We start from the raw sequence: 24,644 nt of genomic DNA on the forward strand, positions 1-24,644 counted from the left end.
GCACGGAGAACATCGATGAAGATCGTCGAGCATGGCACCTCCCGACTCCGCTCGAGCGGACCGCGCCCGGCGACGGGGGAGCTCGACGAAGCCGCCCTGCGCCTGCGCGGCAGCGAGTTCGTCAAAGCGGTAGAGCGCAGCCGGAGTCACCGCGCGGGGTCGCGCTCGCTGCGCGAGCGTATCGAAGGCCCCGGCTGGCCGGAGCTCGACCAGGCATGGGGCCCAAGCCAAGGTATCGAGCTGCTGCGCCACGTCGTCGACCAGGTCCTGCCGCGATTCACCGACCTGGATGGAGAGACGCTGGCACTGGCCCAAGGAGTGATCGAAGAGGAGATCGAACAACGCTTGCAATGGCTGGCCCGCCAGCAAGAGGAGGTCAGCTGATGAATGCGCCGGACCAAGATGCCTGCGAGCTGTTGCACCGCCTGGGCCATCTGCATCTCAAGGGAGGCAATCCACAGCGAGCGCTGGTGCTGCTGCTGCTCGCCTCGAAGATGTTCCCAGAACATCCCGGGCTCCTCCACACGCTGATCGACGCCTTCATCGCCACAGGTCAGACACAGCGGGCACTCAATGCGATCGATGCCCTCGCGCGAACGCAGATCGCGCCGGCGCACTTGGAGCTGCTGCGCAGCAAAGCGCTCTGGGCCGATGGGGACATCACCAGCGCTCGCGGCCACTTCAACCGCTATCTCGATCAACGGGGCGAGTCATGACACTGCTCGATCAGCTCAACCGGCTCGCCCTGCGCGCCGCCCAGCGCAGCGACATCGTGATCGCCTGCTTCATGGTCCTGGCGGTAGTGATGATGATCATTCCGCTACCGACCGCATTGGTCGACCTGCTGATCGGCCTGAACATCGGCATCAGCCTGCTGATCCTGGTGGTGGCGTTCTACGTGACCCATCCGGTCGAGTTCTCTTCACTGCCATCGATCATCCTGCTCGCCACCCTGTTTCGCCTGGCGCTGTCGATCACCACCACCCGCTTGATCCTGCTCGATGCCGACGCCGGGCACATCGTCTCCGCCTTCGGCCACTTCGTCATCGCCGGCGAAGTGGTGATCGGCATGGTGGTATTTTTGATCATCACCGTGGCGCAGTTCCTGGTCATCACCAAGGGCGCGGAACGCGTAGCCGAGGTCGCGGCGCGTTTCATCCTCGATGCGATGCCGGGCAAGCAAATGAGCATCGACAACGACCTGCGCAACGGCGACATCGATGCCGCTCAGGCGCGGACCAGACGGCAGCGGCTGGAGCGCGAGAGCCACCTCTACGGCGCGATGGACGGCGCGATGAAGTTCGTCAAGGGCGATGCCATCGCCTGCCTGGTGATTCTCTTCGTCAACCTGATCGGTGGGCTTTTGATCGGCATGCTCAAACATGGCATGCCATTTTCGGCCGCGGTGGAGACCTATTCGCTGCTCACCGTCGGCGACGGCCTGGTCGCGCAGATCCCGGCCCTGATGGTGTCGGTCGCCGCGGGCACCGTGGTGACCCGGGTCGGCAGCGACAAGGATCTCGGCAGCGAGATCGTCGGCCAGCTCGGTGCCAGCAGCCGCGCGCTCGGCCTCACCGCCGCGATCCTCTTCGCCCTCGCCTGGATCCCCGGCTTCTCCGCCTTCGTTTTCCTCTCCCTCTCCGCGGCGCTGGGATTCGCCGCCTGGGTTATCGCACGGCGCTCGACCGTCGAGGAGGCATCGATCACGCCCCTCTCGGCCACCGGCGAGACCGCCCCCTCCCCGACCGAGGAGCGCCAGCCCGCCCCGCCGCCCGCGCCCAGCGAGGCGCAGGCAGCCCCTGCCCCGGTGCACCGCCGTCTGATGCTGGTGATCGGGGGAGCGACGCTCGATGCGCATCGCCAGGCAGCGATCGCCGCCGCAGTGGAGCGACACCGCAGCCGTACGAGCGAGCTGCTCGGAATCGACTTTCCCACCGTGGGCCTGCGTCACGGTGGCGATGAGATGCAGGGGCAATTCGCGATCACCCTCGACGAGGTGCCGGTGACCCGTGGCGAGCTGCCGGAAGGACAGCTGCTGCTCGACGATGACCCACTCGCCCTCGACATGCTTTCGCTCTCTTCCCGAGAGCGGCCGCCGCTGTTCGGCCGCCGCGCCCAGCATTGGATCGATGCCGATCATCGCGCGCAGCTCGAGCAGGCCGGAATCGCCTATCTCGACGACGAGGAGGTGCTTGGCCGCTGCGTGGCCCAGACACTGCGGCGCTACGCGGGAGAATTCATCGGCATTCAGGAAACCCGGCAGCTGCTTTCGGCGATGGAAAGCGACTACGCCGAGCTGGTCGGCGAGGCGGTGCGCGTCTTGTCGCTGCAGCGAATCGCCGAAGTGCTCAGAGGGCTCGCCGCCGATGGGGTTCCTCTGCGCGCCCTGCGCGCGATCCTCGAAGCGATGGTTGCCTGGGGGCCGTTGGAGACCCAGACGCCGGTGCTGATCGAGCGGATTCGCAGTTCGCTGGCGCGGCAGATCTGCCATCACCACGCGCAGCCCGACCGCATCCTGCCCGCTTGGGTAATGACACGGCATGCCGAAGAGTGCCTGCGAGGTTCGCGCCAGGGCAACCAGGCGGCGCTCAAATCCAACCCGATGCGCGAATTGCACGACTGGTTCACCCAGCGACTGCGCGACCTGGACCCGGCAATCGACCCGGTGGTGGTGATCGCCGCCGACCTGCGCCAGGCGTTCCAGCAGTGGATGCACCGCTCTTCACTCGATCTACCGGTGCTCTCATGGCGCGAGATCGCGCCGGAATTCGATCTCCAGGCCCTCGATCAAGTACGCATCGGACTCGCCGATGACTCCCAGCCGCGGCAAGGCGCCGCCAACGTCGCGGAGCGATGAACGAATGACCTCGCTGCAACTTCCCATGCCCTTCAATCGGACCTGTTCGCCTTCGATCAGCGCCTGGCGGCTGCTGCGCTGGCTGTTCGCTGCACTGGCCGCGGCGCTTGCCACGCTGGCGAGCACGGCGACGCTCGCCGCCGCAGGCGACCAGACCCTGACCCTGCCGACCGGCCAGGGGCGGATCATCCGCTTCGATCATCAGGCCTCCTCGATCTTCATCGCCAACCCCGAAGTCGCCGATGTCCAGGTGGTCTCTCCCGGCGTTGCCTACCTGTTCGGCAAGCAGCGGGGAGAAACCAACCTGATCGCGCTGGGCGAGGATTCTTCGACCCAGTCCTCGATCGCCATTCAGGTACGCGACGCCAGCGACGCCGCCACCCAGTCGCTACAGCGGCTGGGTGGCGACAGCGAGGTGCAGCTGGTCACCGTCGGCGACAGGCTGGTCGCACGGGGAGTGAGCGCGGACGTCGGCAAGGCTCTGGTCACGCAGTCCACGCTTGCCAGCCACGTACCGGCTGGTGGCGCGGTGGATGACCAGTCGACCCTCGCCGGCACCAACCAGATCAACATCCGCGTGCGCTTCGCGGAGGTCTCGCGTGACGAGCTGCGCCGCTATGGGGTGAGCTGGAGCGCGCTGATCAACAACGGCTCGTTCTCGTTCGGCATCCTGACCAGCTCGACCGTGCCCGTCGCCAGCGGCGGCGACAGCGTCGACGGGCTGCTCCAGGCGCTCGAGAACAACGGCCTGGTGCAGATCCTCGCCGAGCCCAACATCACCACAGTCACCGGCCAGACCGCCAGCTTCCTCGCCGGCGGCGAGATCCCGATCCCGGTCCCGGTGAACAGCGACCTGGTCGGCATCCAGTACAAGCAGTACGGGGTTTCGCTGTTGAGCACCCCGACCCTGCTGCCCGACGGGCGTATCTCGATGCAGGTCCGGCCCGAGGTCAGCAGCCTGCTCGACAACAGCAACGTCGAGATCGGCGGCTACAGCATCCCGGCGCTGCAGGTGCGCCGTGCCGACACCATGGTCGAAGTCGGCAGCGGCCAGACCTTCGCCATCGCCGGCCTGTTCCAGCGCAGCGCCTCGACCGACATGGAGCGCATTCCCGTGCTCGGCCAGATCCCGATCCTCGGCAACCTGTTCCGCTCGCGACGCTTCCAGCGCAACGAGACCGAACTAGTGATTTTGATCACTCCTTACCTGGTGTCACCGACCTCGACCCCGGCTCGCACCCCGCTCGACCAGGCCCGTGTCGACGATCAACAGCGCCTGCGCGCCACCTCCATGGAGCCCAACGATGACTTCGGTTTCACCATGCAGTGAACGCAGGCCGCCGTGGCTGTATGCCTGGCCACTGCTGGCCCTGCTCGGCGGCTGCCAATCGACGCTCGGCCCGCTCGACTGGGACGGCGGCTACCAGCGGGTCGACAGCGACGGTGACGCGACGACAACGCAAACGCTGCTGCTGCCGCGCCGCTGCACGCTGGCCGAGCCTGCCGAACACGGCGCCACGGTGGCACTGCCGCCGGGCTGCGCCAACGACTTGAACCTGCAGCAGACGGTGGTGAATCCACGCGAACTGGTGATCGGTACCGCGATGGGACCCGCACGCGCGGCACCGGTCGCGGCCGCCGCCCAGGAGCGCCTCAGCGATCGCGAGCAGGCCAACCAGCGGCGCCGACAACTCGAACAGGAGGCGCGCAATGCGCTCGGTGACAGCGGCACGACCAACGACCTCTGAGCGCCGCCATGGCGCCCGGGGCAGGCTCCAGGGCCTAGACGGAGTCGCCCGAGGACGGACCTGCGACCAGCCCCATGGCGCGGGCACGCTGGGAGGGATCGGCGATGCGACGAATCTCGCCGGCTCGCTCGATCAGGGCCTTGCGCTGCGCCGCGGGCAGGTCGGGAATCTCGACGTAGCGCGCCGCCTTGGCCTGGCCGGCGAGCACCATCACCAGCAGCAGATTGCGGTAATGGCGCGACTCGGCCAGCGGCGAATCGCAAACCTGCTGCATCCGCGCCAGGGCCCGCTGCTGATCTCCCGCCAGCGATTCGGCCAGCGCCAGGTTGGTTTGCGCATCGGGGTCGTTGGGCGCCAGCGCCAGCGCATGGGTGAAAGCCTGCGCGGCCTGCTCGCCATCGCCGAGCATCGCCTCGGCGATACCCAATCTCGTCCAGGCGGTGCGCTGGTTGAGCCGCATCGCGGCACGGCCGAGATTGCGCGCCGCGGCCTCGGTCTCGCCCTGGCGAAGCTGGGCGGTGCCGAGGCCCAGCAGCGCCTCGGGGTGGTCGATATCGTCGGCGAGCACGGCGCGAAACGCCTTGGCGGCTCCGGAGAAATCGTTGCTGGCGAGCCGTGCGTTGCCCAGGCGCAAAGCGACGGATGGGTCGTCCGGCGACATCTCGGCGGCACGTTCATACATCGCTGCCGCGGTGACGGCGTCACCCTGGGCTTCGACGTCGGCGGCCAGATCGAGCAGTCGCTCACGCTCATCGACCTGCGGCTGGCCTGCGCAGCCTCCCAGCCAGACGAACATCGCAAGCGAGGCGGGGAGCAGATATGAGCGGGCGGATAGCAACTTGGAATTCTCCTCGTCTGGAACGGGGGCGCACCATCCCGGCGCCCGGGCCAGAGTATCCCGCAGCGCTTCGTCATGCCACCACGGACGGCATGACCCGCCCGGGCCGCTCGATGCTGTGGCTGGGAGCGATCGGGCTGGCCTTCGTCACGCAGGCGGTGCCCCACGCGCAGGCGGCCGGAAAGGAACCCGAGCGCTTCGAACAGCCCTATCGCTATGTAGTGATCGATCAGGACGTGCGCAACGTGCTGCGCGAATTCGCCCGCAACCTGGCGTTGCCGCTCGATCTATCCCCGGCGGTGAAGGGCCGGGTGAGAGGCAACGTCAGCGCCGACAGCGCCGAGCACTTCCTCGATGCGATCAGCCGCACCCAAGGGTTGGCGTGGTTCTACGACCGGGGCGTGGTCCACGTCGCAAGCCAGGACGAGCTTTCGGCCGAGACCTTCGCGCTCGCCCCCGCCCGGATCGAGCCCCTGCTCGCCGAACTTCGCTCGGTCAAGGGCTTGGGGCTCCAGGTCAACGAGACCGAAGACGGCCGGGGAGTGCGGGTGCTCGGCCCACCGGCCTGGATCACAGCGGTACGCGCCAGGGTGGAGTCGCTGGAGCCGGCGCCGGCAGCGCCGGGAGCGGTCAAGGTCTTTCGTGGCAGCGTCGCCGCACCGGGAAGTTGAGCAGTGACCGGGTCGCACCAGCGGCCTTCAACCATGCAGGAAGCAAACGACAGGAGCACTGAAGATGGCAATCGATCCCGTGAACTCAGCAAATACTGGGCCCGCCGCGGACGGCGGCGAGGCGGACTTCAACAAGGCGCTCGACAACGCCAGCGCCAATGCATCCGACAGCGACGCCCAGCTCGACGAAACCATGGCCGAAGGCATCGTCCAGGTCGGTGGACAAATGATCCTGATGCCGATCGCCAACGACATCTTCAAGGAGTCCCAGTCGGACGACGAGTAGATCACCCTCGGCGAATTCCGACGGGCCGCAGTTTCAGGAGGGCAGACCATGACCGTTCCAATTCCGACCACCGGCGTGCCGGGCGCCGACCCGGGTACGTTCACCCAAGCGCAGCAGAATCTGTTCGAGCGCATGGCCGAGAACGCCCGATCATCGCAGCAAGGGGTCGGTCCGGCGGAGCTCGGACAGCGCATCGTCGACCAGCTGGACGGCTTCATTTCACGCAGCCAGGCCTTCGCCAATCGCGCCGCCCTGCCCCAGGTGGATGCCGGGTCGATCCCCAACGGCACGACGCCGGCTGAGTCGACGACGCAGCCGCCCCGGGCGGACGATCGCCTGGCGCAGGTCGCTGAAAGCCTCGGACGGGTGTTCGATCACTCGATCGAAACCCAGATGGTGGTGCGAGGGGCAACCCAGGTGTCGGGCTCGGCCAATACCCTGCTGCGGGGACAATGAGCGTGGCCGCGCACCGCTTTCCCCACGCCCGGGCAGCGTCGTTCAGGTCGCTGGCGATGGTGCTGCTGGCACTATTGCTGCAGGCCTGCAGCGATACCCATCTCTACACCCAGCTGTCTGAGCGCGAGGCCAACCTGATCATCGCCACCCTGGCCCGCCACGGCATCGCCGCCAGCCGGATCGCCGAGGACGATGGCCAGATGACCGTCGACGTCGACCAATCACGCTTCGCCGAGGCGGTCGACATCCTCGACCGCGCAGGCCTCCCCGAGGTCAAGTTCGCCAACCTTGGCGAAGTGTTCAAGAGCAATGGCCTGGTTTCCTCGCCCGGACAAGAGCGGGCGCAAATGATCTACGCGCTGAGCCAGGAGCTCTCGCACACGCTGTCGCAGATCGATGGCGTGCTCACTGCCCGGGTCCAGGTGGTGCTGCCCGACAACGACCTCACCCGGCGCGACACCACGCCCTCATCGGCGTCGGTGTTCATCCGCTACCTGCCGACGATGGAGATCAATCCATTGATTCCCCAGATCAAGACGCTGGTGGCCAATGGCATAGCGGGGCTCTCCTACGACAAGGTCTCGGTGGTTCCGGTCGCCGCCGACCTGCCGAGTCAAAGCCAGGAGCCCGCCACGCCGATGGCGCGCTTCCTCGGTATCGAGATGCCGGTCTCGAGCCTGTCCCGGGCGAGCTGGCTGTTCGGCACCCTGCTGACCTTGGTGATCGCGCTGATGATGAGCCTCGGCTGGTTGATCTGGCGCCAGCGCCAGCGCCGCGCCTATGCGCTGGAGGATCCGCGATGACGGTGAGCCGCGACGCTTGGCAGCGACTGATCGAGAGCCCGACTCACTGGCTCGCTCCCGAGCACCTCGATGCCCTGCTTGGTGATATCGGTGATGCGCAAAGCAGGCACAGGCTCTGCTCGCTGCCCCGCTTCCAGCATCGCTTGAACGAACGCATCCGGGCACGACACAAGCTGACCGCGCTGCACGAGTTGCCGCCACCGTCGGCCGAGGAGCTCGCCGTCTACCGGCTGGTAACGAAAGCCTCGGATACGCTGGCCCACCACTGCGGAGCGGTCTGCCAGGCCCGGTCGCTCGCCCAGGAGATACGCGCCCCCCGGGTGAACGCGCTGAAGCAGAGCATCGGAGAGTCCTGCTTCACCCAGGCGTTGGCACTCATCGAACTGGCCCGCCCCAACGCCACGGAGCTCGAAGACCTCGAACGACTGGGGCCGCTGCTCGAGCAGGACGGGCATGCCTGCCTGGCCGCTTGGTTCGATACCCAGCCGACACCGCTCAGGGCATGGCTGGCGCTCGGCTCGATCGCAGGTGTGAGCGCCAAAGAAGGCCGCCAAGACCCATGGATCACCATGCACGGCGCCGAGATCGTTCGCCGCGTGGCTGCCGCCATGGCCAATGCCGACCGCCAAACCTCCGACTCGGAGCGGACATGATGCACGGGCTGCCGAAGCATCCGACCAAGAAGATCCTGCGCGGCGATGAGGCCCTCGCCTGGCGCGACGGCTTCGCTCTGCTCGCCGCGGCCGAGCGCCAGCAGCGAGAGATCGAGCACGAACGCCGGAGCGCACGAGAGCAAGGCTATCGCGAGGGCTTCATCGCCGGCCGCTATGACGGTGAGCTCGATGCCGCGACCCAACTCGAGCGGGTAGGCCGTGACATCGACGACTACCTGGCCGGGCTCGAACCGGCGCTGATCGAGCTGAGCACCGACATCGTCCGCCGGCTGCTCGGCGACCTCGACCAGGGCGCGCTGCTGGGCCGCCTGGTTGGCCAAGCGCTCGCCGAAGCGCGCGGCGCGCTGCAATGGCGCGTGCGGGTCGCCACCGCGCAGGTCGATCGGGTGCGCGCGGAGCTCGAGCATTTCGGCGAAGCGCAGATCGACATCGAGGGCGACGACCGCCTCGCCGATGATCGCTGCCTGATGGTAAGCCCCGTCTCGGTGATCGACCTGAGCCTCGAGGCCCAGCTCGAGCGCATCGCCGCGACGATGCGCGAAGGAGGAAAACGGCCTTGAGCATTCCCTCCCTGAAAGCCCTCGACGGCCTGGTGGAACGCCTTGGCGATCGGCTGAGCAACGCCGAGCTGCGCCCGATCCATGGGCGGGTGCGGCGGATTCGCGGTCTGCTGGTTCATGCTGCGGTGGACGGTGTCTCGATCGGCGAGCTTTGCCACCTGCGCGATCCGGTTTCAGGGGTGGAGATCGCCGCTGAAGTGATCGGCTTCGAGGAGGAGGACGCCATACTCTCGCCGATCGGCGAGCTGCGCGGGCTCTCGACCCATAGCGAAGTGATCGCCAGCGGCCATCAACAGCGCATCCCGGTCGGCGACGCCCTGCTCGGCCGAGTGATCGACGCACTCGGTCGTTTCATTGACCAGCCCGAGCCCAGCGCCGCAGCGCAGCCAGCGCGGACCAGCGAGATCCGCTCGATCCACGCAGCCCCTCCCGCGGCGCTGGAGCGCCAGTTGATCGATGCACCGCTGACGCTCGGCGTTCGCGCCATCGACGCGCTACTGACCGTGGCTCGCGGCCAGCGCATCGGCATCTTCGGCGAACCGGGCGTGGGCAAGTCGTCGCTGCTGTCGGCCATCGTTCGCCACAGCGAGGCCGATGTGGTGGTTCTCGCCCTGGTCGGTGAGCGCGGACGCGAGGTGCGCGAGCTGCTCGAGCGCCAGCTCGATGCCACCGCGCGCCGTCGCACGGTGTGCGTAGTCGCCACCTCCGATCGCCCGGCGATCGAACGCGCACGAGCCGCGCTGGTCGCCACCAGCGTCGCCGAGTACTTCCGTGACCAGGGGCAGGACGTGCTGCTGATGGTCGACAGCCTGACTCGCTTTGCCCGGGCCCAGCGTGAAATCGGCCTCTCGGCCGGCGAACCGCCGACGCGGCGCGGCTATCCGCCGTCGCTGTTCGCCGAGCTGCCGCGCCTGCTCGAACGCGCCGGACCCAGTGATCGCGGCAGCATCACGGCGCTCTACAGCGTGCTTACCGAAGGCGACGATGGCCTCGATCCCGTGGCCGAAGAAACCCGCGCCATCCTCGATGGCCATATCGTGCTCAACGCCGAGCTGGCTCGCCGCGACCATTTCCCCGCCATCGACGTGCTCGCCAGTCGCAGCCGGCTGATGAACTCGGTGGTCTCCCCTGCCCATCGCGAGGCTGCAGCGAAAGTCCGCGACTGGCTGGCGCGCTATCGAGAGCTCGAACTGCTGATCCAGGTAGGCGAGTACCAGGCGGGCACCGACCCCGCCAACGACGCCGCTATCGCCAAGCACGCCGAGATCATGGCCTTTCTGCGCCAGGCCGATGGACGCAGCGACGATTTCGCAGCCACCCTGCACGCGCTGGAGGCGTTGGCCTCATGAGTACCGATCGCCGCCTGGCACGCCTGCTCGAGCTGCGCGAGCGCCGCCTGCGCCAAGCCGCCGCCACGCTGGCGTCGAGCCGCATCGGCCAGCACGAGGCCCAACGTCATGCCGAGCGGCTGATCGAAGACGATCAACGCCATCGCCGACACCAGCGGGAGCTGGAGGAGCGGGTGCTCAACGACCCTGCCAGGAGCAGCCTGGACGTGGGAGCGATCGAACAGCTCAACCGCGCGCTCGACGAGCACGACCAATCCCGCCGGCAAATCGACCAAGCGCTGGTCGAGAATGGAGAGAAGCGCCAGCGTCTGGAGCAGGAGTGCGCGGAGAACGCCCGCGAGCAGCATCGGCGCCGTCGCGCGCGCGACAAGATCGGCACACTGCTCGAGCGCCGCCGGCACGACCACGCTACCCGGCGGCGGCGTCGCCAGGAGAGCGCAGAGGAAGAAGCGGCGCAGGCTCGAATGCGCGGGGAGCCCCAATGACCCAGTTGCCGATCAGCTCCTCGTCCACCACCGATGCGCGAACCGCCGACGTAGCGACGCTGAGCGCACCGCGCAATCTCCCCCGCTGGGCTGCTCACGCCGCAGCGTTGCTCAACGCCTTTCATCGCCATCGCCGTCCGCTGGCATTCGAGCTGGGAGGAAGGACGCTCGAGCTGAGCATCGCGCCCGCGACGAACACGCCGGCGCTGCCGCTCACCTACGATCTTCGCCTCGCCGGAGGCATCGCCAGACTCTCCATGGAGGGGGCGGCACTGGTCGCGCTGAGCGCCCACCTGCCTGATGCAACGTCGCTGCTCGATGCCGACCGCTCGCTGCAGGCGCTATGGCTCGAGTTCGCCTTGATCGAACGGATCGAGGCACTGGAAAACCATCTCGGTGGACCAATACGCCTGCATGCGCTCCGAGGCGTTTTCGCAGGCAACATCGATCTGCGCTTGTCGCTGCAGCTGCACGATGCAGAGCGCCTTCATCACCTTCATCTGGAACTCGACCACGAAGCGGCGACCCGCCTGCTGGCGCTGATCGCCCATGGCTGGCCTTCGAGCCCACGCAGCGCCCACCGGCTCGCCATGGCCTTGAGCCTCAGCGCCGGTCATCAACGGCTGAGCATCGAGGAGCTGGCGTCGCTGCGCCCGGGCGACGTGGTGATGCTCGAACGGGACAACGACGAAGAGACGCTGGAGCTCGCTGGGCGACCGATCGCCCAGGTCGGCGGCACGCCTCCCCGCCTGCTCACCCCCCGCCATCGCTGGACCCATGGAGAAACGCCGATGACCGACCACCGCACCGCGCCCGCCGCCCCTGATGAGCTCGACGATCTCGACCAGCTGCCGCTGCGGCTGGTCGCCGAACTGGGCCACTTCGAACTGACCCTGGGCGAGCTGCGTGAGCTCGGCGAGGGCAGCGTACTGCCGGTCGAGCGGCCGTTGGATGACAGCGTGCTGCTGCGCATCAACGGCAAGCGCGTCGGCAGCGGCCGCTTGGTCCAGCTCGGCGAAAAGCTCGGCGTACAGATCACCAGGATGCCGGGAGATGAATGAGTTCCAGCCCAACCTGATGGCGATCATCGTCGTCGTCTCCACCATCGGCCTCGTGCCGCTGGCGGTGGTGACGATGACCGGTTTCCTCAAGATCTCGGTGGTGCTGTTTCTGATCAGGAACGCGCTCGGCGTACAGCAAACCCCGCCCAACCTGGTGCTCTACGGCATTGCGCTGATCCTCACCGTGTACATCACCACCCCCTTGGTCAGCGAGATGTACACCCGCCTCGAGCAGCACGGCGCGGGACTCGAGAACGTCGAGCAGATCCGCCAGACCGGTGAGGCGCTGCGCGCACCGCTGCAGGACTATCTCTCCCGCTACGCCAACGAGCGCGAGCGCGCCTTCTTCATCGACGCGACCGAAAGCCTTTGGTCGCAGGAGAGCCGCGAGCAGCTCAAGGACGACGACCTAGTGGTACTGGTCCCTGCCTTCGTCAGCTCAGAGCTCACCCGGGCCTTCGAGATCGGCTTTTTGATCTACATTCCCTTCCTGGTGATCGATCTGGTGGTGGCCAACGTATTGATGGCGATGGGCATGATGATGGTGTCGCCGACGCTGATCTCGATTCCGCTGAAGATCTTCCTGTTCGTGGCGGTCGACGGTTGGTCACGGCTGATGCACGGCCTGATCCTGAGCTACGGGGGCTAGCGATGGGCAGCGAGGTCTATCTCTCGACGATGCAGAGCGCGCTGTGGCTGGTGCTGCTGCTTTCCGCCCCGCCGCTGCTGGTGGCGATCGCGATCGGCCTGGGAGTCGGCTTGCTGCAGGCGCTCACTCAAATACAGGACCAGACCCTGCCGCAGGGGGTCAAGCTCGCGGCGGTACTGCTGGTGTTGATCCTGGTCGGCCCGCTGCTCGCCGGGCAGGTGGTCAGCCTGGCCGACCAAGTGCTCGACGGCTTCGCGGTCTGGACCCGCTGATGCCCTTTTACGACCAGCTCAGCCAGGCGCTCACCGAGCTCGCCTATCCGCTGATCGCTTCATGGGCGCTGGCGATGGCGCGCGCGCTGGGCATGATCATGGTCACCCCGGCGTTCAATCGTCTTGGCCTGACCGGGTTGATCCGCAGCGCGGTCGCAGCGACCCTGTCGCTGCCGCTGGTCGCGACGACCTTCCAGATGCTCGAGGCGGGCGATGGGCTGGACACCTTGACGATGACCGGGCTGCTGATCAAGGAAGTGATGATCGGGGTGATGCTGGGGCTGCTCTTCGGTGTGCCATTCTGGGCCGCCGAAGCCGCCGGCGAGCTGATCGACCTGCAGCGTGGCTCGACCATGGCGCAGCTGCTCGATCCGATGAACGCCACCGAGAGCGGGGTCACCGCGACCATGCTCGGCATCCTGATGGTGCTGCTGTTTTTCATCAGCGGCGGGTTCCTGACCCTGGTCCAGGGCTTCTACTACAGCTACCAGCTATGGCCTCCGCTGGCCTTCATGCCGCCTCTTTCACAGCAGGGCGCCCTGGCCTTGCTGGCGCTGCTCGACCAGGTGATGCGTATCGCCATCGTAATGGTCGCACCGCTCGTGGTCGCGCTGCTGATCGCCGATATCATGCTCGCCTACCTGGCCAGGATGTCGCCCAACCTGCACGTCTTCGACCTGTCGCTGTCGATCAAGAACCTGCTGTTCGCCTTCCTGGTGGTGCTTTATCTGATCTTCCTCGTCCCTCAGCTGCTCGGCGAACTCGGCAGCGTCGGCGACAACCTCTCGCACTTCTCGATGCAGCAACCTCCCGGCTGAGGATCCCACCGCCATGAGCCAACGGAGCAGCGAGGAGAAATCACTCCCGGCGTCGCAGAAGAAGCTCCGCGACGCGCGCAGGAAAGGCCAGGTCGACAACAGCACCGACATGGTCACCGCGATGGTGATGCTGGCGGCGACGCTCTACCTCGGCTACGCCGCTGCGCAGCTGGTGGCGAGCCTGGTCGGCTTGTTCCAGCTCGCCGCTGAGGCCTGGCAGCAGCCATTCGCCCTGCTCTGGCCGCGCATCCAGGCGAAGGCTGGCGAGACGCTGGTCGAACTGCTGCTGCCGCTGACCGCAGTGACGATCGTGGTATCGCTATTGACCAACCTGGCGATCATCCGTGGACTGGTGTTCTCCACCGAGCCGCTCAAGCCCCAGTTCGAGCGGATCAACCCGGTCGAAGGATTGAAGCGGATCTTCTCACTGCGCAGCTTGATCGAACTGCTCAAATCGCTGTTCAAGATGATCGCCCTGGGCAGCGCGATGGTGGTGATTTTCCGCTTCGCGCTGCAAATGCTGATGGATATTCCCCAGTGCGGGTTCGACTGCATCGCCGACGGCTTCCTGGCACTGCTGAAGCCGCTGGTGATCACTGCACTGCTGGCCTTCATGATCGTCGGCGGGCTCGACATGCTATTGCAGCGCTGGCTGTTCCGACGCGACCAGCGGATGACCAAGAGCGAACAAAAGCGCGAGCGCAAGGACAGCGAGGGTGACCCCCTGCTCAAACGCGAGCGCCAGCGTCGCCGCCGCGACATGCATGCGACCGGCGCACGCCAGGGCATCGAACATACTTCGCTGCTGATCGGCGCGCCCGGCGACTGGATGGTCGGTGTCCGCTACGTACGCGGCGAGACCCCGGTGCCGATAGTGACCTGTCGCGCCGACCCCGAACGCTCGGCCGGGCTCTACGCGGATTCCCGCAGCCACCGCCTGCCGCTGCTTGGCCAACCGGCGCTCGCCGCGCGAGTCGCCAAGCGAGCCGGCAATGGAGAGCCCATTCCCGAAGGCACCTTCCAGGCGGTGGCCGACCTTTTGGTCGAAGCGAAGCTGGTCTGACGATCGAGTCTGGTGGTCGAGACAGATTCAGGCGCGCTTGACCTCGTTCGCATCGAGCCAGTCCCGGCGGTCGTTGGTGCTGATCTTGCCATCGCCGTCGCCGCCTTTATGCAGCGTGTCCAGGGCATCGAAGAAGTCGTTCTGCTCGTACAGAAAGCGCGCGGCATCGCGCTCTTCTTGAGACTTGCTCTCGTCGTCCTTGATCTTCTCGAGGTCATCCTTACTGACGATATCGTCCTTACCGTTCCATTCGTCCCATAGTCTATCGACGACCTGCAGCGACTTTTCGTGTTCGCGGTAGAAATCAGCGTCGAAATACTCGCTGACCGCGCTGCGGCGGTATTCATCCACCGTGACCTTTTCACCGACATCGAGGTCGGTGTCGACGAATGGGCGCCAATCGTCGCTCTTGGAGATATGGTCCTTGGCCGTCATGCGCGTAGTACCGCCCTGCAGGTGTTTTTCCCACAGGCTCTCGCGGCCGAAATCGCCATCCTTGTGCAAGTAGGGGGCAAGGCGCGCAAGCGAGCTGCCACGCTTGCCCTCGGTATCCTGGAAGTGCTGCCACTCCTGCTTCTGATAGTCGAAGATCGACTGGTCATCGGGCGCATCGCGACCGCCATACATGTAGGCGGCATAGCGCGCATACTCGAGCTTGTCTCCCCAGTCATCCTTGGTTACCCCGTAGCCGGAGAGATCCTTGAAGAACTGTCCCTGGGAGTCGGTTAGCTTCTGCATCTTCTTATGGTTGATCGCCTCGGCGATCACCGACCCGACGATGCCGAACACGGCCCCGACCACACCAAGTACAGGTCCAGCGAAGCGGCTGCCAGCGAACAGTCCATTGACCACCTTGGTGCCGATGTCGCTGCCGAGCTTGGCTGCCAGATGGCTGCCCTTGGAGCTGAACATGGAGACGGTATTGGCGATCGCCATCGCGGTGGTCGAGGAACCTCCACCGATACTGAGCCCGGCACCGGCGCGTTCGAGTTCACTATCGGCATTCTTCAACTTGTTGACCCCGGTCACGATGTCCATCACCCCGCCGGTGGTATCGAGTCCCGCCCCTCCCATGTAACGCAGGAAACTCAAACCAACACGCTTTGCGGTGTAAGGCTTGTCTTCACTCGAGCTAGTAGCCCCGATCTCCTTGCCCAATGCCTCGGCGGTCTTTTCGTAATCCCGCCGCTGTTCCTCGCTCAGCGAGCTGAGATTGTTGCCGCTTTGCTTGATCTCGTCGGATGTATCATTGACCTTCTCGGAGATCTTCTTCGCTACTGCGTCGGTCTTGACGTCGGCGCTGCTGTTCTTTCTGAAGATGTCGGGGAAATTATCGTCCAGCAGGCCCAGCCAGCCAGCAGCGTTGATACGAGGCTTACCATTCTTGTCACTTAGCTGCGTGATGATATTGGAGCCGAATCGGGCGAAGTCGTTAGTGAAGCTGAGCCCTCCGACCAGATCCCTTACCGCCGCCACCCGATCGTCGGCGCTCATTCCCTCCCAGCCGCCGTGGGAGAGCTGCACACCGGCACTGACCAGGCTCATGGTGCCAGTCATCGCACCCAGCGTACCGCTGCTGCTGCTCGCCGACAGCACCTTCTTGAGCGCTCCCGCGGTCTCGCTCCTGTTGCCGGAGAGCTCCTTGAGCTGCGTGTCCACCACTTTATCCATCAGCTGACTGTCGGCACCCTGTACCCGCGCGGCGTACATCATCGCCCGGTAGATCACCGCCCCATCCTTCTCCTTTATCCCTTCGAGCTTGCCGCTGAAAAGCTGCAGCTCGTCAATGAGGCGCTTGTACTGATCATAGGCTTTGCTGCCCTTGTCCAGACTCTGCAGAGCACCGTTGATTCCGTGCTGGACGATGTCGATGGTGCTGCGCAGCCCAGTATCGGCGTGTTCGTTCTTGATCGAGCTGGGGTCACTCATGTAGCCATCCAGCTGGTGGGTCATCATGTTCTGGTCGAAGGCCTGCTTGCGCGACTTGTAGCGCTCAGGGTCGAGCGCCTGCAGGGCTTCGAAGTAATGGTCGACTTCGCTCTGGATGCTTTCAGAAAGCTTGTCGTCACCCTCCTTGCTCGCCTTCGCCTTGATCGCGATGACATAGTCTTCGAACGACAAGTTGGGCGTTTTTCCATCGTCCTCGAACAGCGCCTTGTCGACCTTGTCGGCGATCTCATCGCGAGTGGACTGATCCACCCCTTCGATGGCGTCCTTCAGCGCTTGGTCATAGCGCTTACTGATCCCGTCCTCCTGCATCAGCTCGGAGATCTGCTTGGCGAGCTTTTCTTCATCGACGATCTGCGTGACATCATCGCCGGTGAGGCGGGTGGGATCGGTCTGGGACTCCCGATATGTGCTACCCCCACTTTCGATCAGCTCGACGTAGCCATAGAGTTCATAGCCGTTGTCGGTGGCACCTTGCGCATCGAGCAAGTCGACCAGTTTGGCCTCGTCGGAATTCTCGTCGAGCTTACTATCATCGACATCGTTGCGAATGCGCTCGATGAACTGCTCGGCCGCCTTCTGCCCAACCGTGGTGCTGCCATGGAGCTTGGTCTCCATCAGACCATCACCAGTGAAGTCAGGTATATCGTACTTATCGCGGATATCATCGACATTGAGCGAAGCATCCGCCTCGGCTTCGCTGGGCGAAGGCGTCTCGCTGCTCGAGGCGTTCTCGGTCTGTTTCGACGTCGTCGCGGACTGCACCGCATCCACCCACTTGTCTTCGCTGCTCTGCGTACTCGCTGGGTTGGGCGCTGTCGGGAGGGAGGCATCGACGGATGCGGCCATATCGTTCTCCTTGTTCTGATCGAAACTTCATTGCAATGAACTCAAATACCGACCAAGCGCTGGAGAGCGGATTCTCCGTGGCTATTAATTAGAAAGTGTTTTCGATCAGAAATGGTGTCAATAAGATTTTCTTTGCAACTGAAACGATTTGCACCCGATATGTAAAAATCCGATTAACGCTGGCGACATCCCGTAACCCCCTTTATGCCTCCTATTGCTAATATGTTCTATGCAAAAGTATTCATCCTTGATCGGGAGACAATGAAAAACGCTTGGATAAGAAACATTGCCTTCTCTTACATGGAAGAGCGTTCGCGCGCGGTGGCCGCGCCAGCATTCCCCCATCGGGGCCATTGCCGCGATCACCGCTGCTCAGGCGGTCGGCTCGCCTGCCCAGCTGCCAGCCTAGAGCTGCCCAGAGCAGCGCGAAGGCGGCACCGACCAACGCCACCAGCACGGCGCCTTGGCCAAGCATGTCCAGTGCGCTTTTGATCCATCCACTGACCGCGTCGCCGCCACGATAGACGACCGTGTCGATGAAGCCTTTGGCCTTGTACTTGCTCTCTGCGTCCAGCGGGGCGAACAGCATCTCCCGCCCGGGCCTGACGAAGGCGTACTCGCCGATGCGTCGAACGATCATCAGCACTGCCAGCAGGGCAAAACTCGGCGCCAGGGCGAGTCCGATGAAGCCGACGCAGACCACCATCGGGACGATCGCCAACAGGGTGCGCACGCCCATCTTCTGAGCTATGCGTCCAGTGATGAACAGTTGGGACAGCAGTGCTCCAGCCTGAACGATGAAATCGATGATGCCGAATACCCTGATCTGCGACGCTTGGTCTGGAAAGCGCTCAGCGACGAGCCGCGCTTGTTCGAAATAGAGAAAGGTGGCCACCGTGGCGAGCAATACGACAAAACCCGCGATCGCCAGCAGGTAAGGAGACTGCATGACCCGGGTGAAACCACTGAACGGATTGCCCACCACGGGTTGACGGGTGCTCTCCACCGGTGGCGCGCCCTGCCTGCCGGCACCACCGATTTCGCGCCAGCGCATCAGCGGTGACTTGAGCGCGAGCGCGATGCCGAGCAGCACTCCGGCGAGCAGGACCAGCCCGGCCTGACCGATCTCCCCCACCAGCAGCGCGCTCACCGCGGGCCCGGCCAAGCCACCAACACTTGCGCCGGCGGCGATGAACGCGAACAGACGTTTGGCCTGACGTCCATCGAAGACATCCGCCATCAGGCTCCAGGCCACCGAGACCACGAACAGGTTGTAGACCGAGATCCATACGTAGAACACCCGCGCCAGCCAGATGTTTTCGCCGGCGAACTGGAACAAACCAGTAAACAGCAGCAGGTTCAGGCAGAAGAATCCGTATACCCAATCGATGAAGTGGAGGCGCGGTACTCTCGAGCTCAGCCAGGCGAACATCGGGACGGTCACCAGCATGACGAAAAATGTCGCGGTGAACAGCCACTGCAAATTCTCGATACCCGCCATGATGCCCATCGACTCGCGAAGGGGCCGGAGCATGAAATAACCGCTGAAGAGGCAGAAAAACAGCAAAAATCCCACCAGGGCGGGCATCACCTCGTGACGTTCGGCATTGATGACGGCGCCGAGGCGCCGCATCAAGAGGGTGGACGAGATCATCGGGATCATCAGCGATAGCTGATACCGGTCAGCTGTTCGGAGATATCCCATAAACGACTGGCGGCTTCAGCGTCTTGCGCGGCGGAAGGTACGGTGGCCAGGCCAAGCGGTCCACGCTGTTCGTTCTCGCCGATCGGGCCGTAGTAAGCACCGGCTTGTGCCTCGGGCGCGGTGGCGGCATACAGGGTAGGCAACGCCCCTTGCGCGGGGGTGTGGTAGCGCTCGCGATCCCTGGCCCAGTTGTTGCCGAAATCGCTGTCAAGCCCAGGGCCTCGCTCGACCAGCTCGGTCACCGCAACACCCGGGTGGGCGGCGATGCTTCGTATGCCCCAGTTTTCAGACTCACTGCGCCGCTGCAGCTCGAACGCGAACATCAGGCAGGCCAGTTTGGATTGGGCGTAGACCCCATAGGGATCGTAGCTTTGCTCGGATTGCAGGTCATCGAAGTCGATGCTGCCACGGGCGGCGGCAATGCTGGACAACGTGACGACGCGAGCGGAGTCGCCTTCACGCAGCAGCGGCAGCAGCTCAGCGGTCAAAGCAAAGTGCCCCAGGTAGTTGGTGGCGAGCTGCATTTCGAAACCGTCAGCCGATTCAGCCCGCTCAGGAGGCGCCATGATCGCCGCATTGTTGATCAGCCCATCGAGGCGAGGCAGGGTCGCGTTGAGGCGCTCACCCAGCGCGCGAACCGAAGCCAGGCTGGCCAGATCAACCGCCTCGAACCGCAACTGGGCGTCGGGCACCTCCTGTCTGATACGCTCGATCGCCTCCGCGCCTCGCTCCGGGTTGCGGGCCGCGATCACCACCTCAGCACCTGCAAGGGCCAAGGCCCTGGCATCTTCATACCCCATGCCGCTGGTGCCGCCGGTCACCAGAAAGATTCGCCCTTCCTGCGACGGCATGTCCGCCAGGCTCCAATCCGGCTGGGGCGCGCTCTGGGCAACAGCGTTCCCGGCCGCGAGAACGCAGCTCACCACCAAGCCCAATGCTACGAAGCTGTGTCGACACGCTGAACGGGCAGCGCGTATGGAGACCATTCGTCTAGTTGTCATCGTTCGACCTTAACGCTCGGTTGGGATTCGATCAGCCGCTGCATAATTGCAAGGCCGTGCGCTGGAACAAGGCAATGTTAACGTCTGGATTACTACTGATAATCCCCATAAAAATGGATGACGTGTGCGCCCAACCGTACAATTGCAACTCACACTTGGAGTATGAACAATGCGCCAACCTAATCTAAGTGACGTTGCCCTGTTCGCTTGTGTAGTGGAGGCCGGCGGCTTTCGGGCCGCGGCGGAGAAGCGAGGTATCTCGGCCTCGTCACTCAGTGACTGCGTTCGGCGCCTGGAGAGTGATCTGGGGATCAGGCTGCTCAACCGTACGACCCGCAGTGTAATTCCCACCGAAGTGGGGACCCGTTTACTGGAGCGGCTGCGACCCGCGCTCGAGGAAATAAGCGCGGCATTCAATGATCTCGACGACCATACCCAGCGCCCGGTCGGCACGCTTCGGCTCAATGCGCCTGTTCCAGTCGCCCGTTTCGTATTGCCGGGATTGATACCCGCTTTCCTCGAGCGCTATCCGGGGGTGAACGTCGAAGTGGCGATGGACAACACCTTCATCGATGTCATCGCCGAAGGCTACGACGCGGGTGTGAGATATGAGGAAAGCTTGGCCAAGGACATGATCGCCGTGCCCATTGGCCCTCGACGGCAGCGTTTCGTCGCCGCGGCCTCCCCCGGCTACCTCGAAAGAAATGGCATCCCAACCCACCCCCGGGAGCTGCTCACCCACCGGTTGATCGGTCATCGTTTCGAAAGCGGGAAACTCGGCGTATGGGAGTTCGAAAACAACGGCACCATCGTCCGTATACCGCCCCAGGGGCCTCTGTTGTCCTCGGCCCATGACCTGGAAGTGGGCGCTGCGGTAAGCGGCGTGGGGATTATCTACACCTTCGAAGAGTACCTCGGGCCGATGATCGATCAGGGCAAGCTTCTACCGGTGCTTGAAGACTGGTGGCAGGCATTCGACGGTCCCTTCCTCTACTACAATGACCGCCGGCACATGCCTTCACCACTCAGGGCGTTCGTGGATTTCCTGAAGAATGACGCCCAATAACACGCTCGATAGCCTACCGCTGCCTTTTTCGGCAGCCGCCACAGTGGCGTGCGCTAATGGTGGCAGGCGCGGCGTGGACGTCGAAAGTCATCTGCTGGCAGCTGCAGCCAAGGCTTCGCCCAGTTCGGCTATGGCCGCGTTGCGCTCATCCATCGTGGCATTCGTGCCCGTAATGTAGATCGCCGCGACGATCGGCTCGCGCTCGGGAGGCCAGATCACCGCGACCACGCCGCGCGATCCGTATCCCCCAGCCCCGGTACGGTCACCGATGCGCCAATCCTGGGGAATGCCCGAGCGCAACAGCGGTCCGCCGACCTCGTTTTCGACCAGCCACGCGGTCAGTCGCGCTCGCGACGAAGCGGACAGTGTGTCGCCGAGCACCAGTTCGCGCAGGGAGGTGGCGATCGCCGCGGGCGACGTCGTGTCCCTCACGTCGCCAGGAGTCGCCTGGTTGAGATCCGGCTCCCATCGATCGAGGCGGGTCGTATCATCGCCGATGCTGCGCATGAACGCCGTCACCCCTTGCGGTCCTCCGATGCTATCCAGCACCTTGTTCGCGGCCAGGTTGTCACTGGTGCGCATCGCTGCGGCGCAGAGCTCGCCAAGGCTCACCCGCTGTCCGACCAACTTCTCCATCACCGGCGCATAGGGCACCAAGTCGACTTCGGCGAGTGCCACGGTCTGGTCGAGATCGCGCCCGCCCGCATCCACCTGATGAAGCAGCGTGGCGCAGGCGAACGCCTTGAAGGTGCTCGCCATCGGAAAGCGCTCGTCGGCCTTGTAAAGCCAACTCTGATTGCTACCGGTGTCGTAGATGGCCAATCCCACGCGTGCCTCGAGCCGCTGCTCGATCTCGCGCGCCTTGATAAGAACGGCGTCGTCAGCGGCTTGCGCCATGCCTCCGGCCGTCGATGCCATCAAAGTGACACCCAGCAGCAAAGTGAAGAATTTCATTGTCAGTGCCCGGCAGGGGTGATGAGCCGACGCTCATCACCCGAGGTGCGAGTCATGCTCAGCGAGAAGCTTTGACCTGCTCACCCATAGCAGGGTGGTCGAGCCAGTTCTTGCCTTTGTTCTTCAGGAAGAAGACGTAGACGAACAGGGAAACCGCAATGATCGCGGTGGCGTAAATCACGAACATCGTCACGTAACCCGTGCTCAGCGCGGCCTGGTAGAGCAGCGGTGCGGTACCACCGAATGCGGAATTGGCCAGCGCGTAACCGAGCCCTACTCCGAGGGCGCGCACGTGGGTCGGAAACAGCTCGGCTTTGACCACGGCGTTGATCGAGGTGTAGCCCGTGAGGATCACGAATCCGATCGCCAGGATCACGAAGGCATTGAGCCAGTCATCCTGTTGCGGCAGTGCCGATATGAGGAACCAGGTGTAAAGCACACCACCCGTGCCAAAGAACACCAGCAGGCTCTTACGCCCGACGATGTCCGACAGCCAGCCGCCGAGCGGCTGCAGCACCATCAGAAGCGTAAGCGCGATCAGGTTCAAAACGGTGCCTGTGATCACGTCCCCGCCCGCGAAAGCGCTCTGGATCATCTTGGGCCCGGTGACCGAATAGGTATAGAAAGCAACCGTGCCGCCGGCCGTGATCAAAAAGCACAAGAGCAGCGGGCGCCATTGGTGGACGACCAACTCGTAAAGCGAGCCGGATGCCCGCGCCCCGCCGGATTTCGCAGCCTCGATCGATTCCGCCCCCAGCGACTCATCCATCGAGCGGCGCAGCCAGAACACCACGATCGCCGCCACGCCGCCGATACCGAAGGCCACCCGCCAGCCCCACTCGGAAACCTGCGGGAGGTCGAGGAACGTCAGCATGACCAGCAGCGTCAGCTGCGCCAGCACGTGCCCACCGACCAGGGTGACGTAGTGAAACGAGGAGAGGAAGCCGCGCCGGCCCGGAATGGCTGCCTCGGACATGTAGGTCGCGCTGGTGCCATATTCACCGCCAGTGGCGAATCCTTGTACCAGGCGTGCAATGAGCAAAACGATCGAGGCGCCAACGCCGATGGTCGCGGCGGTCGGCGTCAGGGCTATGACGAACGAGCACGCGGCCATGATCGTCACCGAAACGGTCAACGCCAGACGGCGACCGTAGCGGTCGGCAAACCGACCGAAGTACCAGGCACCGATCGGCCGCATCAGGAAGGTCGCGGCGAAGATGGCCCATACGTAAAGCGTGGAATTCTTGTCCTCGGAGGAGAAGAACTGCGACTCGAAGTAGATGGCGAAAACGGAGTAGACGTAGACGTCGTACCACTCGACCAGGTTCCCCGCCGAGCCCTTCAACGTATTGGATACCGATCTTCTCAAGCTGGCAGGCTTCGCCGGGGCGGAGGGAGATGCGGGTGGAGCTAGTGTGGTCATTGAGCTTGGTGCCTTAATTGTGAGAACAGCTTCCTTCGCCAGAGCATACTCGTCCACTACCCCTTTGGTAGATTGAACTAAAGTGGCAAATGAGTACCGGCATCGAATATCGAAGGGTCGGGAGCTAGCGTCGGGGCCATGGTTTTCTTTTCCCCGTTCGTCCCGAGGGCGGTTCGACAAGCTCACCACAGGCTTGGAACGAGCATCGAGGGACGCGAACGGGCTTTGACATGAGCCCGACACCTTATCCCACTACATTCAGTCCCACGGCCAAACCGATGAAACCCAGGATGATCTCCGCATAGGCCACCCATATCCTGAGCTCCGGGTGCGCGCGCATTGCCATCCGGCGCCTTTTGGTAAGCAGATAGCGCTTGCCCAGCGCTGCCAACAGATGTCCGATCAGTGCGCCCAGTATCGCCGCGATGATCTGCATTTTTGCCCTCTGATCGCGCATTTTCCCGACTCGCGATGGCTGGATGGCACTACTGGTCAGAACACCCGTCTGACGATCGGCCAACGCCTCGCTCCCAATGCGCTAAAGGATACTCCCACCATGCTGGCTGCGCTCCTGGGCATCTATCCACAATTCCATGCAATGCCCAGCGGCATCAGTAGCCGAGCACGGACTGGAGATTGCGAGGACGAAAGAAATTGCCGCCGACAAAAGCCGCGACGATTTGAAATGACCGAGTTAAACGAAAAGTTGAAACTGAAAGATCGAACCGGAAATCAATGAAACGTAGCGCGACGCTTCGCGGCTCATTTCTTGACAATAGCGCTACTCACCATCCACCAGGATGGCCGGTAGTGTGCCCTGACAAGACCATGTATTCCCTGCGGCCCGGATTTCTTCACGCCTTCTTCTCTTTCCTTTTCGATATATCCAGATGGACGAGCCATCTCTCAGCGGCCAGCTGGGAATCAAAGGGCCCCTCTATCAGCTCCCCGGTTTTCAAGTCCTCGATATGCCAAGTCGCCGACGTTCGGTGGCCCATACCGTCTCTCCCGCTGGCATGGGATACCTCGACTACTGCGAATCGATGTCTCATGACGGTCACCTCGATCGTGGAAAACCCTTATATCCTCACAAAGAAAGTGGTCATTGA

General features: G+C 64.0%; 27 protein-coding genes. 19 read left to right on the plus strand and 8 right to left on the minus strand.

Features of this window, described 5'->3' with window-relative positions; genetic code table 11:
- Positions 1-15 precede the first annotated feature (15 nt).
- From A5892_RS15735 to A5892_RS15755, 5 genes are read left to right on the plus strand one after another with little or no spacing between them, the layout of a single operon-like run.
- Positions 16-384 (plus strand): hypothetical protein, encoded by a 369-nt coding sequence (locus A5892_RS15735; RefSeq protein ID WP_064123590.1) that lies wholly within the window; start codon positions 16-18, stop codon positions 382-384.
- Complete coding sequence (locus A5892_RS15740) at positions 384-716, plus strand: tetratricopeptide repeat protein (RefSeq protein WP_064123591.1); 333 nt, start codon at positions 384-386, stop codon at positions 714-716. Before A5892_RS15735 ends, A5892_RS15740 begins: the two co-directional genes overlap by 1 nt.
- The gene (gene sctV, locus A5892_RS15745; RefSeq protein ID WP_064123592.1) at positions 713-2,857 is read left to right on the plus strand and encodes a type III secretion system export apparatus subunit SctV; all 2,145 of its coding nucleotides are present in this window, start codon (positions 713-715) and stop codon (positions 2,855-2,857) included. Before A5892_RS15740 ends, sctV begins: the two co-directional genes overlap by 4 nt.
- Positions 2,858-2,861: 4 nt before the next feature.
- Positions 2,862-4,187: a type II and III secretion system protein family protein gene (locus A5892_RS15750; RefSeq protein WP_064123593.1), complete on the plus strand. Its 1,326-nt coding sequence runs from the start codon at positions 2,862-2,864 to the stop codon at positions 4,185-4,187.
- Positions 4,162-4,605, plus strand: a complete 444-nt coding sequence (locus A5892_RS15755; RefSeq protein WP_064123594.1) for a hypothetical protein — start codon at positions 4,162-4,164, stop codon at positions 4,603-4,605. Before A5892_RS15750 ends, A5892_RS15755 begins: the two co-directional genes overlap by 26 nt.
- Before the next feature lie 34 nt (positions 4,606-4,639).
- On the opposite strand, the gene A5892_RS15760 is transcribed toward A5892_RS15755, so the two are convergent.
- The gene (locus tag A5892_RS15760) at positions 4,640-5,443 is read right to left on the minus strand and encodes a tetratricopeptide repeat protein (RefSeq protein WP_082890507.1); all 804 of its coding nucleotides are present in this window, start codon (positions 5,441-5,443) and stop codon (positions 4,640-4,642) included.
- On the opposite strand from A5892_RS15760, the gene A5892_RS15765 reads away from it, so the two are divergent.
- The 13 genes from A5892_RS15765 to A5892_RS15825 all read left to right on the plus strand — a co-directional run bounded on the left by A5892_RS15765 (position 5,425) and on the right by A5892_RS15825 (position 14,590).
- Complete coding sequence (locus A5892_RS15765; protein WP_150123575.1) at positions 5,425-6,114, plus strand: hypothetical protein; 690 nt, start codon at positions 5,425-5,427, stop codon at positions 6,112-6,114. The genes A5892_RS15760 and A5892_RS15765 overlap by 19 nt on opposite strands.
- A gap of 64 nt (positions 6,115-6,178) precedes the next feature.
- The gene (locus A5892_RS15770; RefSeq protein WP_064123596.1) at positions 6,179-6,400 is read left to right on the plus strand and encodes a hypothetical protein; all 222 of its coding nucleotides are present in this window, start codon (positions 6,179-6,181) and stop codon (positions 6,398-6,400) included.
- A gap of 48 nt (positions 6,401-6,448) precedes the next feature.
- Entirely contained in the window at positions 6,449-6,856 is a 408-nt protein-coding gene (locus A5892_RS15775) for a hypothetical protein (RefSeq protein ID WP_064123597.1), read from the plus strand.
- Complete coding sequence (gene sctJ / locus A5892_RS15780) at positions 6,853-7,659, plus strand: type III secretion system inner membrane ring lipoprotein SctJ (RefSeq protein WP_064123598.1); 807 nt, start codon at positions 6,853-6,855, stop codon at positions 7,657-7,659. The genes A5892_RS15775 and sctJ overlap by 4 nt, the downstream gene beginning before the upstream one ends.
- On the plus strand, positions 7,656-8,312 hold the full coding sequence (locus tag A5892_RS20550; protein ID WP_064123599.1) for a hypothetical protein: 657 nt from the start codon (positions 7,656-7,658) through the stop codon (positions 8,310-8,312). Before sctJ ends, A5892_RS20550 begins: the two co-directional genes overlap by 4 nt.
- Entirely contained in the window at positions 8,309-8,893 is a 585-nt protein-coding gene (locus A5892_RS15790; RefSeq protein WP_223302703.1) for a FliH/SctL family protein, read from the plus strand. The genes A5892_RS20550 and A5892_RS15790 overlap by 4 nt, the downstream gene beginning before the upstream one ends.
- Complete coding sequence (locus A5892_RS15795; RefSeq protein ID WP_317627701.1) at positions 8,890-10,242, plus strand: FliI/YscN family ATPase; 1,353 nt, start codon at positions 8,890-8,892, stop codon at positions 10,240-10,242. The genes A5892_RS15790 and A5892_RS15795 overlap by 4 nt, the downstream gene beginning before the upstream one ends.
- Positions 10,239-10,727, plus strand: a complete 489-nt coding sequence (locus A5892_RS20555; protein ID WP_064123601.1) for a hypothetical protein — start codon at positions 10,239-10,241, stop codon at positions 10,725-10,727. Before A5892_RS15795 ends, A5892_RS20555 begins: the two co-directional genes overlap by 4 nt.
- Positions 10,724-11,788 (plus strand): type III secretion system cytoplasmic ring protein SctQ, encoded by a 1,065-nt coding sequence (gene sctQ / locus A5892_RS15805; protein WP_064123602.1) that lies wholly within the window; start codon positions 10,724-10,726, stop codon positions 11,786-11,788. The genes A5892_RS20555 and sctQ overlap by 4 nt, the downstream gene beginning before the upstream one ends.
- A complete protein-coding gene (sctR, locus tag A5892_RS15810; RefSeq protein WP_064123603.1) occupies positions 11,781-12,437 on the plus strand; it encodes a type III secretion system export apparatus subunit SctR in 657 nt (218 codons plus the stop codon). Before sctQ ends, sctR begins: the two co-directional genes overlap by 8 nt.
- Before the next feature lie 2 nt (positions 12,438-12,439).
- On the plus strand, positions 12,440-12,709 hold the full coding sequence (locus A5892_RS15815; RefSeq protein ID WP_064123604.1) for an EscS/YscS/HrcS family type III secretion system export apparatus protein: 270 nt from the start codon (positions 12,440-12,442) through the stop codon (positions 12,707-12,709).
- Positions 12,709-13,527 carry a type III secretion system export apparatus subunit SctT gene (gene sctT, locus A5892_RS15820; RefSeq protein WP_064123605.1) on the plus strand — a complete coding sequence of 273 codons (819 nt, stop codon included), beginning with the start codon at positions 12,709-12,711 and terminating at the stop codon, positions 13,525-13,527. The genes A5892_RS15815 and sctT overlap by 1 nt, the downstream gene beginning before the upstream one ends.
- 13 nt (positions 13,528-13,540) lie before the next feature.
- On the plus strand, positions 13,541-14,590 hold the full coding sequence (locus A5892_RS15825) for an EscU/YscU/HrcU family type III secretion system export apparatus switch protein (RefSeq protein ID WP_064123606.1): 1,050 nt from the start codon (positions 13,541-13,543) through the stop codon (positions 14,588-14,590).
- 27 nt (positions 14,591-14,617) lie between these two features.
- Here the strand turns inward: A5892_RS15825 and A5892_RS15830 are convergent, their stop codons facing one another.
- From A5892_RS15830 to A5892_RS15840, 3 genes are all read right to left on the minus strand, one after another.
- Positions 14,618-17,386: a hypothetical protein gene (locus A5892_RS15830; protein ID WP_064123607.1), complete on the minus strand. Its 2,769-nt coding sequence runs from the start codon at positions 17,384-17,386 to the stop codon at positions 14,618-14,620.
- Between the two features lie 241 nt (positions 17,387-17,627).
- Positions 17,628-19,040 (minus strand): NTP/NDP exchange transporter, encoded by a 1,413-nt coding sequence (locus tag A5892_RS15835; RefSeq protein ID WP_223302704.1) that lies wholly within the window; start codon positions 19,038-19,040, stop codon positions 17,628-17,630.
- Positions 19,041-19,048: 8 nt separating this feature from the next.
- Positions 19,049-20,017 carry an SDR family oxidoreductase gene (locus A5892_RS15840; protein WP_317627721.1) on the minus strand — a complete coding sequence of 323 codons (969 nt, stop codon included), beginning with the start codon at positions 20,015-20,017 and terminating at the stop codon, positions 19,049-19,051.
- Between the two features lie 244 nt (positions 20,018-20,261).
- Here A5892_RS15840 and A5892_RS15845 point away from each other — a divergent pair, with 244 nt between their 5' ends.
- Positions 20,262-21,158 (plus strand): LysR family transcriptional regulator, encoded by an 897-nt coding sequence (locus A5892_RS15845; RefSeq protein WP_064123609.1) that lies wholly within the window; start codon positions 20,262-20,264, stop codon positions 21,156-21,158.
- Positions 21,159-21,245: 87 nt separating this feature from the next.
- Here A5892_RS15845 and bla read toward each other — a convergent pair whose 3' ends face one another.
- From bla to A5892_RS20345, 4 genes are all read right to left on the minus strand, one after another.
- Positions 21,246-22,076, minus strand: coding sequence for a class A beta-lactamase (bla, locus tag A5892_RS15850; RefSeq protein WP_411431767.1), 831 nt, complete (start codon positions 22,074-22,076; stop codon positions 21,246-21,248).
- Between the two features lie 94 nt (positions 22,077-22,170).
- Complete coding sequence (locus A5892_RS15855) at positions 22,171-23,592, minus strand: MFS transporter (protein ID WP_223302705.1); 1,422 nt, start codon at positions 23,590-23,592, stop codon at positions 22,171-22,173.
- A gap of 187 nt (positions 23,593-23,779) precedes the next feature.
- Positions 23,780-24,055, minus strand: coding sequence for a hypothetical protein (locus A5892_RS15860; RefSeq protein WP_150123576.1), 276 nt, complete (start codon positions 24,053-24,055; stop codon positions 23,780-23,782).
- A 334-nt stretch (positions 24,056-24,389) separates the two neighbouring features.
- Complete coding sequence (locus A5892_RS20345; protein ID WP_150123577.1) at positions 24,390-24,587, minus strand: hypothetical protein; 198 nt, start codon at positions 24,585-24,587, stop codon at positions 24,390-24,392.
- Positions 24,588-24,644 lie beyond the last annotated feature (57 nt).

Origin of the sequence: Halotalea alkalilenta, assembly GCF_001648175.1 — a bacterium.
GTDB lineage: Bacteria > Pseudomonadota > Gammaproteobacteria > Pseudomonadales > Halomonadaceae > Halotalea > Halotalea alkalilenta_A.